The organism is Streptomyces sp. NBC_01381 (assembly GCF_026340305.1).
In the GTDB taxonomy this organism is placed as follows: Bacteria; Actinomycetota; Actinomycetes; order Streptomycetales; family Streptomycetaceae; genus Streptomyces.
Genome location: NZ_JAPEPI010000002.1, coordinates 478,037 through 491,611, shown reverse-complemented (window position 1 = coordinate 491,611; position 13,575 = coordinate 478,037). Strand labels below are relative to the sequence as shown.

The window sequence follows — 13,575 nt, the reverse complement described above, 5'->3', positions numbered from 1 at the left end:
CCCTCAGCGCAGCTTCGGGTCGAGGGCTTCGCGTACGGCGTCACCCATCATGATGAACGCCAGCACCGTGATACTCAGCATTCCTGCCGGGAAGAACAGCGTGTGCGGGTTGTTCCGGATGTCCTGCGTCGCGTCGGAGATGTCGCCGCCCCACGAGATGGCGCCGTCACCGAGACCGAGGCCCAGGTACGACAGCGTCGACTCGGCCACGATGTACGTACCGAGCGAGATGGTCGCCACGACGATCACCGGAGCCAGCGCGTTCGGCAGGATGTGGCGGAACAGGATCCGCTTCGTCCCGGCACCGAGCGCGCGCGCCGCCACCACATAGTCGGCGTGCTTGGTGGTGATCACCGCGCCGCGCATCACGCGGGCGATCTGCGTCCAGCCGAGGAAGGCCAGCGCGCCCATGACCACCCACACCGTGCGTTCGGTGAAGGCGTTCAGGACGACCATGGCGCCGAGCAGGAACGGGATGCCGAAGAACACGTCGGTGAGCCGGGAGATGAGGCTGTCCCAGAATCCGCCGAAGTAGCCCGCGAGCATGCCGCACAGGCCGCCGAAGACGGTGACCAGGACGGTCACGCCGACACCGACGAGGATCGAGTTGCGCGCGCCGAAGATGACGCGGGCGTAGATGCTGCGACCCACCCTGTCGTAGCCGAACCAGCCCTCCTGGAAGAACTTGCTGAGCTCGGGCTTGCCAAGGAAGTGATTGACCTGGTCTCCGGACTCCGGGTTCGCGTCGGTGAAGAGCCCGGGGAAGACCGCGATGACGATCAGAATCGCGATCAGGATCGCGGAGATCACGAAGAGCGGATTGCGGCGCAGCTCGCGCCACGCGTCGTTCCACAGGCTTCGCGGCTTGCCCGGTGCGGGACCGGCCGCGGCCGCGTCCGTCACGTCGGGCGTCACGGCGGTCTTCTCGTCCGTGGCCATGGTCTTGGTGAGGTCAGGCATAACGGATCCTCGGGTCCAGGACCGCGTAAAGCAGGTCGACGATCAGGCTGGCTGCGAGGTACACGAGCACCAGGACGGTGACGACACCGACGATGACCGCGCCCTCACGGCGGGCGAGAGCCTGGAAGAGGAGGTTGCCGACGCCCGTCACGTTGAAGATGCCCTCGGTGATGACCGCGCCGCCCATCAGGGTGCCGACGTCGGTGCCGAGGTAAGTCACCACGGGGATCAGCGAGTTGCGCAGCAGATGCCGGGTGATGATGCGCTGCCGGGGCAGACCCTTGGCCACCGCGGTGCGCATGTAGTCCGCTTGCCGGTTCTCGGCGATCGAGGTGCGGGTCAGTCTCGCCACATAGGCGAGGCCGACCATGCCGAGCACGATCGCGGGGACCATCAACTGGCCCATGTTCTCGGAGTCCTGAACCGTGGGCGTGATCCAGCCCAGTTCGTTGCCGAAGAACAGCTGGCACAGCAGACCGACCACGAAGATCGGTACGGAGATCACCAGGAGCGTGAAGAGCGTGACCGTGTTGTCGACGAACCGGCCGCGCTTGATGCCGGCAAGCACACCCAGGGTGATGCCGACGATGAGCTCGAACGTCCAGGCCATGGAGGCCAGTCGCATCGAGACCGGGAACGCCTGGGTGATCTCGTCCAGGACCGGCCGGTTACCGGCGATGGTCTTGCCGAAGTCTCCCTGCAGCAGGCCGCCCATGTAGTGCAGATACTGCTGCCAGAGCGGCAGATCCAGACCGCGGTCGTGGCGAATCTGCGCCACCTGTGCCGGGTCCGGCGGCTTGTCGCCCCACAGCGCCCGTACGGGGTCGCCGGGGAGCACGTTGACCATGATGAAGATCAACAGGGTTGTCCCGATGAAGACCGGGATCATCTGGAGCAGTCGCCGCGCGACATAGCGCCCCATTGGTGCCTCCGTCCAATCCGGAGCCGCCCGAAGCGACGCCCGGGATCGCCGGGCGTCGCTTCGGGAACGGACCTCCGACGCCTACTTCTTGAAGACCTCGATGTCGGTGAGGATCGGGTCACCGGCCTGGTCAAACTGCACGTGCTTGACGTTCTGCGAGTAGGCGGAGAGCGTCTTGTTGTACCAGAGCGGGATGCCCGGGAAGGTGTTGACGAGCTGCTTCTCAGCCTCGTTGTACAGCTCCGCGGACTCGTCGATCGTCTTGGCCGCGTCGGCCTTCTTGGTCAGCTCGTCGAACTTCTTGTCCGAGAAGCCGCCCTTGTTGCCGTCGACGCCCGTGCCATAGAGGTCGGCAAGGAAGTTGCCGTTGAACGGGTAGTCGAGCACCCAGCCCGACCGGTACATCGCCTTGACCTGCTTCTTGTCCCGAATCTCGGTGTCGGCCTGGAAGTCGGTCGTCGGGTCGCCGGTGCACTTCACGCCGGTCGACTTGGTGATGCTGTTGCACACCGCCGTGACCCAACCCTTGTGCGGCTGGTCGGCGTTGTACTGGATGGTGATCTTGTTGCCCGGGATGCCGCCGCCGTCCTTGACGAACTGCTTGGCCTTCTTCGGGTTGAACTTGCAGAACTCACCACAGGCGCCGGCCTTGTAGCCCTTGACGCCCTTGGCGACCCAGCCGGAGGCGGACTCACGCGTACCGGCGAAGGTGGTCTTCGCGATGGTGTCGCGGTCGATGGCCATCGACAGACCCTGGATGACCTTCACGTCGACGTCCTTGAACGCCTTGCTGTAGAAGGCCGGGTTGACCGTGTTGATCGCCGAGAAGTCCTGCTCGATGGCGCGGTCGCCGAAGTCCTGCTTGAAGTTGGCGAGCTCGCTGTCCGGGATCAGCGGCATCGTGTCGACGTTGTCCGAGCGCAGGTCGTTGTACGCGGCCTGCGGCGTCGTGTACGCCTTGAAGTTGATGCCGCCGTTCTTCGGCTTCTTCTCACCCTTGTAGCCGGACCAGGCGGTGACCTGGATCGACTTCTTGTGGTCCCAGCTCTTGAGCTTGTAGGGACCGTTGCCGACCGGCTTCTCGCCGAACGTCTTCGGGTCCTTCAGCGCGCCCGAGGGCATCGGGTAGAAGGGCGAGTAGACGAGCTTGTACGCGTAGTACGGGATGCCGTCGTTCAGCGTGATGGTGAAGGTGTTGTCGTCGACGACCTTCAGACCGGACATGGTCTTGCCGGTGCCCTTCCCCTTCTCGGGGTGGACCTTGTCGTAACCGACGATGTCGCGGTACCAGCCACTGTTCTGCTGGCCGTTGGCGGGGTTGGCGGCCCAGTTCCAGGCGTCCACGTACGACTTGGCCGTGACGGCCTCGCCGTTGTGGAACTTCCAGCCCGGCTTCAGCTTGACGGTCCACACCTTGTTGTCCTTGTCGGGGGTGACCGACTCGGCGTTCTCGTAGGTGATGTTGCCCTGCTTGTCGTAGTTGACAAGCCCCGTGAAGAGGGAGTTGATGACGACGCTGCCGTACGCCTCCATCGTGTTGGCGGGCTGCAGAGCGTTCTGCGGCTCACCATTGGCGTAGCTGACGATCCCCTTGGGGTCGACCTTGCGGTTGCTGTTGTCGCTGCTGTCGCTGCCGCCGCCACAGGCAGTAGCCGCCAGCGCCACGACACCGGCTATCGCGACCCACTTGGCGCTCTTGGCACCACGCATGGGGTTCCTCCTCATGAGTCCACTTGTTCACTACAAGAGGGGGTACAAGAAACCGCGCCGACACCCCTGACGGCGCGAAGATCGACGTACCCCAGTGTGCTCGTGAGTCGGCGCTCCCCACAGCGCGTGACCCATTGACCCGAGCTATACGCGGTCAACTATTAGCCATGAGGTACCGGTCGACCACAGTCTTTTGGTCTCGGTTCAATCACACCTGGCGCGTACAACTTCCAAAATCCGGACAAACCGATCCGAGATAGATGGTTGCGAAACGGACGTGTTACACATCTAACGGTCAATGGTGTCCGTATTCCGGACGGAGCGTCCAGGAAAACCGGTTGCGGCGGGGCGAGTTGAAGACGCCCGGCGGGGCCCTTCGGACGCGGTCCGGTGGACACGCGTAGACCCTGGGAGGTGTGCGCCAGCGTAGCGGCCTGACGGGCCGCGCAGGGGGCAACCGCCGCAGATGCGCGAGAGGCCGGCTCCCGGCCCTCCTTCCGGAGGGGCGGAAACCGGCCTCAGTTGCCGAATTCGCAGAGCGTCAGCGGCGGTTGCGCATGAGCCTGGCGTGGCTCAAAACTTTAGCCAGGCTTTGTCACGGCCTTAGCCGTGCTTGGCGCGCGACGCCGTGCGTCCGCGCTGCTTCTGGTCCAGGACGACCTTGCGGATGCGCACGGTCTCCGGGGTCACCTCGATGCACTCGTCGTCGCGGCAGAACTCCAGGGACTGCTCGAGCGAGAGCTTGCGGGCGGGCACGACGTTCTCGGTCGTGTCCGCGGAAGCCGCACGCATGTTGGTGAGCTTCTTCTCCTTGGTGATGTTCACGTCCATGTCGTCGGCGCGCGAGTTCTCACCGACGATCATGCCCTCGTACACCTCGGTGCCGGCCTCGGTGAAGATGACACCGCGCTCCTGGAGGTTGACCATCGCGAACGGCGTGACCGAACCCGAACGGTCCGCGACCAGCGAGCCGTTGTGACGGGTGCGCAGCTCGCCGAACCACGGCTCGTGGCCCTCGAAGATGGAGTGCGCGATGCCGGTGCCGCGGGTCTGGGTCAGGAACTCCGTACGGAAGCCGATGAGGCCACGCGACGGAACGATCCACTCCATGCGGATCCAGCCGGAGCCGTGGTTGGTCATCGTCTCCATGCGGCCCTTGCGGGTCGCCATCAGCTGCGTGATGGCGCCGAGGTGCTCCTCGGGCGAGTCGATGGTCATGCGCTCGATCGGCTCGTACGTCTTGCCGTCGATCTGCTTGGTGACGACCTCGGGCTTGCCGACGGTGAGCTCGAAGCCCTCGCGGCGCATCTGCTCGACCAGGATGGCGAGCGCGAGCTCACCACGGCCCTGGACCTCCCAGGCGTCCGGGCGCTCGGTGTCGAGAACCCGGAGGCTCACGTTACCGATGAGCTCCTTGTCCAGACGGTCCTTCACCTGACGGGCGGTGACCTTGTGGCCCTTGCCGCCCTTGCCGACGAGCGGCGAGGTGTTCGTACCGATGGTCATGGAGATCGCGGGCTCGTCGACCGTGATCAGCGGGAGCGCGATCGGGTTCTCGGGGTCGGCGAGGGTCTCACCGATCATGATCTCCGGGATACCGGCGATGGCGCAGATGTCACCGGGGCCCGCCTTCTCGGCCGGCTTGCGCGTCAGCGCCTCCGTCATCATCAGCTCGGTGATGCGGACGTTGGACATCGTGCCGTCACGCTTGATCCACGTGACGGTCTGGCCCTTCTTCAGCTCGCCCTGCTCGACACGGCACAGCGCGATACGGCCGAGGAAGTTGTCGGCGTCGAGGTTGGTGACGTGCGCCTGCAGGGGGGCGGCCTCGTCGAACTCCGGAGCGGGGACGTGCTGCAGGATCGTCGAGAAGAACGGCTCCAGGTTCTCGCTGTCGGCCGGGACGGTGCCGTCCTCCGGCTTGGTCAGCGAGGCGACGCCGTCACGGGCGCAGGCGTAGACGATCGGGAACTCGATCTGGTCCTCGTCGGCGTCCAGGTCGAGGAACAGGTCGTACGTCTCGTCGACGACCTCGGCGATGCGCGAGTCCGGGCGGTCCGTCTTGTTGATGCAGAGGATCACCGGCATGCGCGCGGCGAGGGCCTTGCGCAGCACGAAGCGGGTCTGCGGAAGCGGACCCTCGGAGGCGTCGACCAGCAGGACGACCGCGTCCACCATCGACAGGCCGCGCTCGACCTCACCACCGAAGTCGGCGTGGCCGGGGGTGTCGATGATGTTGATGGTGATGACGTCGCCGCCATCCTTGGGGTGGTACTTGACGGCCGTGTTCTTGGCCAGGATCGTGATGCCCTTCTCACGCTCCAGGTCGTTCGAGTCCATCATGCGGTCGTCGAGCGACTCGGCTGCGTGCGCGGCGAAGGAGCCGGCCTGCTTGAGCATGGCGTCGACCAGCGTGGTCTTGCCGTGGTCGACGTGGGCGACGATGGCAACATTACGAATGTCATGGCGCGTGGGCATACGAGCTGCGCTTCTCCCGGGAAGAGTGGACGGCGGCGCGTACGGTCCGGTACGCGTGCCCTGCCGGGCAGAACACGCCACGGCCTCACCCCAGTCTACGTGGCCCACGGGGGGATGGCCTGCGCGGGACCCTTGCATGGGGCTTGACCAGGGGTTTTACGCCTTCTCCGTAGCCGGTGAGCCCTGCGGGCAGCGCTGCCGGGCCGCGGCGAGCGCGGCCGCGTCGGCCCCTTCCTGCCGCCGCGCACAGGGCAGAAGCCCCGTGCCCACGCTCCCCCAGGTCACCAGATGCCCACGCGCCGGTTCCGTGTCACCGCACCGGTAGGTGAAGTTCGCCTCGACGACATCCGCGTACGACCACGCGAAGTAGGTGCCGGCCCGGGTGTCGCCCGAGGCGTCCTCCATGAAGAAGCCCTCGTCCCCGATCTCCTCGCCGAGTGGGGCGAGGGGCTCATCACTCCCGATGTGACGGCCGAGCGACTTGATCGCCGCCTTCGCGTCAGGGCCCTCGTCGAGCGTGGTGAAGGTGACGGATCGGCGGGCGCCTTTCAGCGGGTCGATCTCGGCCGCGCGGGAGGACGCCTTGCCCTTGATCGTCACGGGCTCGGCGAGGCCGGTCAGCGTGGACCGCTGCCGGACATCGGTCCAGGTGTAGGTGCCGCCCTCGCAGGCCGTCGGGGTTCGGGGAGTCTCGTCGGAGGTGCATGCCGTGAGGGTCGCGAGCAGCGCCGCGGCGGTGACGCCGACCGACAGGTTCCGGGTCATGGACGTACCGCCGGTGCTCAGGGGCGTGGGGAGGAAACGCACAGGTCAATGGGTAGACACGACCTTGCCCGCCGGGGTGGCCGGCGGGCAAGGGAGTTGAGCGGAATCTGAGCGTAGTTAGGGCAGGCTCACTTCTCCTCGGGCTTGCCCGACGGCTTCGCGCCCGGCTTCAGGAAGCCGATGTCCTCGTAGTGCGGGGACTGGAAGCCGAAGGCTCCGGCGTTCGCCAGGTTCGGGCGAGCCGCCACCAGCTGGGGGCGCTGATAGAGGGGGATGGAGCCCGCCTCGGCCCAGATGCGGGCGTCGGCCTTCCTGACCAGGGCGCGGTTCTCGTCCTCGTCCAGCTCACCCAGCGCCTGGTCGAAGAGCTGGTCGATGTGGTCCGTGCCGACCCGCGTGTAGTTCTGCTCGACGTTGAGCGAACCGTCCGCGGCCGGTACCGGCTTGGCGAAGATCGGGCGCGCGTCCGTGGCCGGGAAGGCCGACGCGGGCCAGGAGTAGAGGGCGAGGTCGTACTGGCCGGACGCGATGTGGTCCTTGAAGTAGCTGTCGTCGGCGACCTTCGCCGTCTCCGTACGGACGCCGATCTTCTGCAGCATTCTGGAGATACGTTCCGCCACCGTGCGCAGCGACTCCGAGCCCTCGCCCGAAGGCAGGACGAAGCGGAGCGTGAGCGGCTTGCCGTCCTTGGCCATGAGGCCGCCCGGCGCGGCGGCGGGCGCGGCCGGCGCGGCGGTGCCCTTCGGGGCGTACGCCCCGGGAGCGCCGCCCTTCTTCGCCTGCTTGTCGGTGTGCTGCCTGGCGTGCCCGCCGGGGTCCTTCTTCTTCTCCTTGTCCGCCTCGCGCCGCGACGTGAAGGAATCCGCCTGGCGGGTCAGCGCTGCTTCCTGGTAGGCCGCTGCCGGAGCGGGCGCGAGCACCGAGGTGCCGCTGTCGCCGGGCTTCTGGTCGTCCTCGCCGACGATGTACGTTCCGTCGTCGGAGTCACCGGAGTCACCGGAGTCGCCCGAGTCGCCGGACCCGGACTCCGAGCCGGACTTCCCCTTCTCGGCGCCGGCCGTCTTCTCCTTCTTCTCCTTCAGCGGGCCGCCCGGCACCCACCCCGCGTCGGCGAGCAGCGCCCGCGCCTCGGTGGTGTCCTGGTCCCCCAGTGCGCCGCTGTTGTCGGCGTACGCCTGCTGCCCCGCGAGGGCCAGATGGCTTCCGACCGGCTCGGCGGGCAGGCCGAGCGGGGTCAGGACCGCCTTGGCGATCTCGTCGCGGTCGAGGGCGCGGGCCACCGCGCGCCGCACCCGGTCGTCGGCGAGCGGGCCCTCGGTGCCGTTGAGGGCGAGCTGGGTGTAGGCCGGTTCGAGGGACTTGCGGACGGTGTAGCCCCGCAGGCCCGACTGTTCGTCGGCGTACTTCTTGATCGCCTTGCCGGTCTTCTCGCGGGCCCGCAGCTCGGTGCCGGCCGCCTCCTCGTCGGAGCCGTTGGCGATCGCCCAGGAGCGCAGCGCCTTTCCCGGGGTGAGCTGCGTCTCGGGGCCATGCGAGAGCGGGCCCTGGACGCCCTTGTCACGGGCGGCGTTCAGGATGCGCCCCGCCTCCGGAGCGTCGATCTCGGCGAGGTCGACCTGCCCGGCGGCGAGCGCTGCGGCCCGCTCGCCGCGCGGCACCTCGCGCAGGACCAGCTTGGAGAGCTTGGCGGGCCTGCCCCACCAGCGCGGATTGCGGGTCAGCGTGACCTCGCCCGCCTTGCGGTCGAAGTCCTGGACGGCGAACGGCCCCGCGCTCACCTTGAGCTTGGCCCGCGCCCCGTCGTTGAAGGTGTCAGGGGTGCCCATGACCTCCTTCGGGTACAGCGGCGAGAAGAGCGAACGCCAGTCCGCATAGGGCTTGTTGAAGGTGACGCGCACCTCCAGGTTGTTCGCTCCGCGCTCGATCTTCTCGATGCGGTCGTAGCCGGCGTTGCGAGCCGTCCAGTACGCGCTGTCCTTGCCGGAGAGCGCCCGCTGCTGCGCCGCGAAGTCGTCGGCGCCGATCTCCCGGCCGTCGCTCCACACCGCCTGCTGGTGCAGCTTGTAGAGCACGACCTGTTTCGGCTCGCGCTCGACGACCTTCGCGGACTCCAGGAAGTCCTCGTTGCGCTGCGCCCTGCCCTGCTCGTCCAGGCGGTACATCGACGGCAGGACCGCGCCCGCGACCCGCGTGGTGCCCGCATCGGCGTCCGACTGGAAGGAGTTGAGGGTTTCCGGCACCGCGTCGACGGCCCAGTTCATGGTCCCCCCGTCGGCCACGAGATCCCGTGCGGCGGGAGCGACGTCCTGCTCCGCGGTCGGGGCACCGGCCTCGTCCTGGGAGCTGCAGGCGGCGAGGACGGGCAGCGCCAGCACGCCCGTGGCGAGGAACACGGCAGATCTCAGCCTGACGCTGTCTGGGGACATGACGGATACCTCCGAGGCTCGCCCGACCGCCCACTACCAGGACCATGCCGGGTTTGTTCCTATATGTTGGGATATGGAGTTGATCACATCTATCGCTCCACTCAAGGCGACACGGCACGGCGAGTAGCGGCGACACGGCGCGGCGACACCCGGACGCCACTCGTGCGGCCCAATCCGGACACCTGGTCCGGCGCGTCGGCCCGTATCAGCGCGTGACCCGGCGCATTCGTTGCGTATGCGCCGCGAATCGATGCAGATCTCTTCCCAAGCCGGATGTGACGCGCAACACTCGCAGGCGCATGAGCGTTGCCACCGCACACCTGAAGTGAGGGCAAGTTATGGCTCTGCAGGATGACCTGACGGCCGTACAGCGATGCGTCGACGAGCTGGTCCGCACCGTCGACAAGCTGACGCAGCATGCCGGTGCCGAGATGCAAGGCATCGACGTACGCCGGGTCCGCACCGACACCGACCATCTGCGCGAGAGCTTCGCCCTGCTCCGCGCCACGACGCCGGGCGCGCCCCCCGGGCAGCCGCAGGAGCGGCCCGACCTCGTCCACATCCCCGAGAAGCCCTACGACAACTCGCTGTGGACGGACTCGGACGACGAGGGCCTGGGGTCCAAGGACCGCCACGCCCCCTGAGTCCCAAGCCCCCTGAGCTCTCTGCCCACCACCTCCGGAGGACGGACGAAGGAGTCGAGCCTCGTTGGCCACTGGCACAGAACCCCACCTGAAAAGCGAACAGGAGCCCGGCGGCGTACGAGGGAAGACGCGCGCCGCGATCAGCGCTGCCCATCTGCGGACCGACCGCTGGTGGCTCGCGCCCGCCGCGACGGCCGCCGGGCTCTTCGCCTTCGTCGTCTACTCGACCTGGCGGGCCTTCGCGAACGCCGACTACTACGCGGCGCCCTATGTCTCCCCGTTCTACTCCCCGTGCCTCGCCGAGAACTGCGAGCCGATGCGGGGCGGGCCCAACTGGGAGATCTTCGGCAGCTGGTGGGGCCTGTCCCCCGCCCTGCTGATCCTGATCTTCCCGCTCGGCTTCCGGCTGACCTGCTACTACTACCGCAAGGCCTACTACCGCGGTTTCTGGGCGTCACCGCCCGCCTGCGCGGTCGCCGAGCCGCACAAGAAGTACTCCGGAGAGACCCGTTTCCCGCTGATCCTGCAGAACATCCACCGCTACTTCTTCTACGCGGCGGTTCCGGTGGCGGGCATCCTCACGTACGACACCGTGCTCGCGTTCCGCGACGAGCACTACGAGTGGGGCCACATGGGCCTCGGCACCCTCGTGTTCCTGGTCAACATCACGCTGATCTGGGCGTACACACTCTCCTGTCACTCCTGCCGGCACATCGTCGGCGGCAAGCTCAAGCACTTCTCCAAGCATCCCGTGCGGTACCGCATGTGGCAGTGGGTTGGAAAACTGAACGCACGCCACATGCTGCTCGCCTGGGCCTCGCTGGTGAGCGTGGCGCTCGCCGACTTCTACGTGTACCTGGTCGCGTCCGGCGCCTTCGACGATCCGAGGTTGTTCTGATGTCTCAAGTGGAGCGGCAGCAGTGGGACGTTGTCGTGGTGGGGGCCGGGGGCGCGGGCCTGCGGGCCGCGATCGAGGCACGTGAGCAGGGCGCCCGTACGGCGGTGATCTGCAAGTCCCTGTTCGGCAAGGCCCATACGGTGATGGCCGAGGGCGGCATCGCGGCCTCCATGGGCAATGTGAACTCCGGAGACAACTGGCAGGTCCACTTCCGCGACACCCTGCGCGGCGGCAAGTTCCTCAACCAGTGGCGGATGGCCGAGCTGCACGCGCGTGAAGCACCCGACCGGGTCTGGGAGTTGGAGACCTGGGGCGCCCTGTTCGACCGCACGGCGGACGGGCGGATCTCCCAGCGCAACTTCGGAGGGCACGAGTACCCGCGCCTCGCGCACGTCGGCGACCGTACGGGTCTTGAGCTGATCCGTACGCTCCAGCAGAAAATCGTCTCCCTTCAACAGGAGGACGAGCGCGAATACGGCGACCACGAAGCGCGGTTGAAGGTCTTCCAGGAGTGCACCGTCACCCGCGTCCTGAAGGAGGAGAGCGGCGTCTTCGGCGAGGAGGGCCGGGTCAGCGGCACCTTCTGCTACGACCGCGAGTCCGGCCGCTTCTTCGTGCTCGAGGCCCCGAGCGTGGTCCTGGCGACCGGCGGCATCGGCAAGTCCTTCAAGGTGACGTCGAATTCCTGGGAGTACACGGGCGACGGCCACGCGCTCGCCCTGCTCGCCGGGGCGCCTCTCCTGAACATGGAGTTCGTGCAGTTCCACCCCACGGGGATGGTCTGGCCGCCCTCGGTGAAGGGCATCCTCGTCACCGAGTCCGTGCGGGGCGACGGCGGCGTACTGCGCAACTCCGAAGGCAAGCGGTTCATGTTCGACTACGTACCCGACGTCTTCAAGGAGAAGTACGCGCAGTCGGAGGAGGAGGGCGACCGCTGGTACGAGGATCCGGACAACAACCGCCGCCCCCCTGAACTGCTGCCGCGCGACGAAGTGGCGCGCGCCATCAACTCCGAGGTGAAGGCTGGCCGCGGATCACCGCACGGCGGGGTCTTCCTCGACGTCTCGACGCGCATGCCCGCCGAGGTCATCCGGCGCCGGCTCCCGTCCATGTACCACCAGTTCAAGGAGCTTGCGGACGTCGACATCACGGCCGAGGCGATGGAGGTCGGGCCGACCTGTCACTACGTGATGGGCGGCATCGCGGTCGACTCGGACACGGCGTCCGCGCGGCGCGTGCCGGGTCTGTACGCGGCCGGCGAGGTGGCGGGCGGCATGCACGGCTCCAACCGGCTCGGCGGCAACTCCCTCTCCGACCTGCTGGTCTTCGGGCGGCGCGCGGGACTGCACGCGGCGCGGCACGCGTCCGAACTCTCCGGGGCCAGGCCCCTGGTGGACGAGACGCAGGTGGACACGGCGGCGGCCGAGGCGCTGCGGCCGTTCAGCGCCGAGGGCCCCGAGGACGGGACCACGCCGGAGAATCCGTACACCCTCCACCAGGAACTCCAGCAGACGATGAACGACCTGGTCGGCATCATCCGCCGGGAGGCCGAGATGGAGCAGGCCCTGGAGAAGCTCGCCGAACTGCGGGTGCGGGCGCGCCGGGCGGGCGTCGAGGGCCACCGCCAGTTCAACCCCGGCTGGCACCTCGCGCTCGACCTGCGCAACATGCTCCTGGTCAGCGAGTGCGTGGCGCGGGCCGCCCTGGAGCGCACGGAGAGCCGGGGCGGGCACACCCGCGAGGACCATCCGGCGATGAACCGCGAGTGGCGCCGAGCGAATCTGCTCTGCCAACTGGCCGATCCGACGGGTGGGTTGGCGGCGACGGATCCCGTGCGCGGCCAGATCGACCTGGTGCGGGTCACGACCGAGCCCATCCGTCCCGACTTGCTCGCTCTCTTCGAGAAGGAGGAGCTGGTCAAGTACCTGGCTGAAGAGGAGCTCTACGAGTGAGTTCGTACGACGCGCAATTCAAGGTCTGGCGCGGCGATCTCGGCGGCGGCGGCCTGGAGGACTTCAAGGTCGAGGTCAACGACGGCGAGGTCGTCCTCGACATCATCCACCGCCTCCAGGCCACCCAGGCACCCGACCTGGCGGTGCGCTGGAACTGCAAGGCGGGCAAGTGCGGTTCGTGCTCGGCGGAGATCAACGGTCGGCCGCGGCTGATGTGCATGACGCGGATGTCGGTGTTCGACCCCGGCGATGTCATCACGGTGACCCCGCTGCGGGCCTTCCCCGTGGTGCGCGACCTGGTGACGGACGTGGGCTTCAACTACACGAAGGCGCGCGAGGTCCCGGCCTTCGTGCCGCCCGCCGATCTCGGCCCCGGCGAGTACCGCATGATGCAGGAGGACGTGGACCGCTCCCAGGAGTTCCGCAAGTGCATCGAGTGCTTCCTGTGCCAGGACACCTGCCATGTGGTGCGCGACCACGAGGAGAACAAGGCGGCTTTCGCGGGGCCGCGCTTCCTGATGCGGGTCGCCGAGCTGGACATGCACCCGCTGGACGCGGCGGCGGAGACCGGCCTCGACCGCAAGGCCACCGCCCAGGACGAGCACGGGCTCGGCTACTGCAACATCACCAAGTGCTGCACGGAGGTCTGCCCCGAGGGCATCAAGATCACGGACAATGCGCTGATTCCCTTGAAGGAACGGGCGGTTGACCGCAAGTACGACCCGCTGGTGTGGCTGGGGAGCAAGATTCGGCGGCGGGGGGAGTAGCGTCCCGCCGGCGATTGACCGGGCGTGGCTGGGGATGGCTGGGGTGGGCCGTG

The 13,575-nt window shown here is 67.6% G+C and carries 10 protein-coding genes; 4 read left to right on the top strand and 6 right to left on the bottom strand.

Features of this window, described 5'->3' with window-relative positions; translation table 11 throughout:
* Positions 1-3: 3 nt before the first annotated feature.
* The 6 genes from OG453_RS23975 to OG453_RS23950 form a co-directional block, all read right to left on the bottom strand.
* Entirely contained in the window at positions 4-960 is a 957-nt protein-coding gene (locus OG453_RS23975; protein ID WP_266870515.1) for an ABC transporter permease, read from the bottom strand.
* On the bottom strand, positions 953-1,882 hold the full coding sequence (locus OG453_RS23970; protein WP_266870514.1) for an ABC transporter permease: 930 nt from the start codon (positions 1,880-1,882) through the stop codon (positions 953-955). The genes OG453_RS23975 and OG453_RS23970 overlap by 8 nt, the downstream gene beginning before the upstream one ends.
* Before the next feature lie 81 nt (positions 1,883-1,963).
* The gene (locus OG453_RS23965; protein ID WP_266870513.1) at positions 1,964-3,592 is read right to left on the bottom strand and encodes an ABC transporter substrate-binding protein; all 1,629 of its coding nucleotides are present in this window, start codon (positions 3,590-3,592) and stop codon (positions 1,964-1,966) included.
* Between the two features lie 603 nt (positions 3,593-4,195).
* On the bottom strand, positions 4,196-6,070 hold the full coding sequence (gene typA, locus OG453_RS23960) for a translational GTPase TypA (RefSeq protein ID WP_266870512.1): 1,875 nt from the start codon (positions 6,068-6,070) through the stop codon (positions 4,196-4,198).
* A gap of 156 nt (positions 6,071-6,226) precedes the next feature.
* Positions 6,227-6,835 (bottom strand): hypothetical protein, encoded by a 609-nt coding sequence (locus tag OG453_RS23955; protein WP_266870510.1) that lies wholly within the window; start codon positions 6,833-6,835, stop codon positions 6,227-6,229.
* 128 nt (positions 6,836-6,963) lie between these two features.
* Positions 6,964-9,261, bottom strand: coding sequence for an ABC transporter family substrate-binding protein (locus OG453_RS23950; RefSeq protein ID WP_266870509.1), 2,298 nt, complete (start codon positions 9,259-9,261; stop codon positions 6,964-6,966).
* A gap of 338 nt (positions 9,262-9,599) precedes the next feature.
* Here OG453_RS23950 and OG453_RS23945 point away from each other — a divergent pair, with 338 nt between their 5' ends.
* The 4 genes from OG453_RS23945 to OG453_RS23930 all read left to right on the top strand — a co-directional run bounded on the left by OG453_RS23945 (position 9,600) and on the right by OG453_RS23930 (position 13,522).
* On the top strand, positions 9,600-9,905 hold the full coding sequence (locus tag OG453_RS23945; protein ID WP_266870508.1) for a hypothetical protein: 306 nt from the start codon (positions 9,600-9,602) through the stop codon (positions 9,903-9,905).
* Positions 9,906-9,969: 64 nt separating this feature from the next.
* Entirely contained in the window at positions 9,970-10,803 is an 834-nt protein-coding gene (locus OG453_RS23940; protein ID WP_266870507.1) for a hypothetical protein, read from the top strand.
* The gene (locus OG453_RS23935; RefSeq protein WP_266870506.1) at positions 10,803-12,755 is read left to right on the top strand and encodes a fumarate reductase/succinate dehydrogenase flavoprotein subunit; all 1,953 of its coding nucleotides are present in this window, start codon (positions 10,803-10,805) and stop codon (positions 12,753-12,755) included. Before OG453_RS23940 ends, OG453_RS23935 begins: the two co-directional genes overlap by 1 nt.
* Positions 12,752-13,522, top strand: coding sequence for a succinate dehydrogenase/fumarate reductase iron-sulfur subunit (locus OG453_RS23930; protein ID WP_266870505.1), 771 nt, complete (start codon positions 12,752-12,754; stop codon positions 13,520-13,522). The genes OG453_RS23935 and OG453_RS23930 overlap by 4 nt, the downstream gene beginning before the upstream one ends.
* The last annotated feature ends 53 nt before the right edge of the window (positions 13,523-13,575 follow it).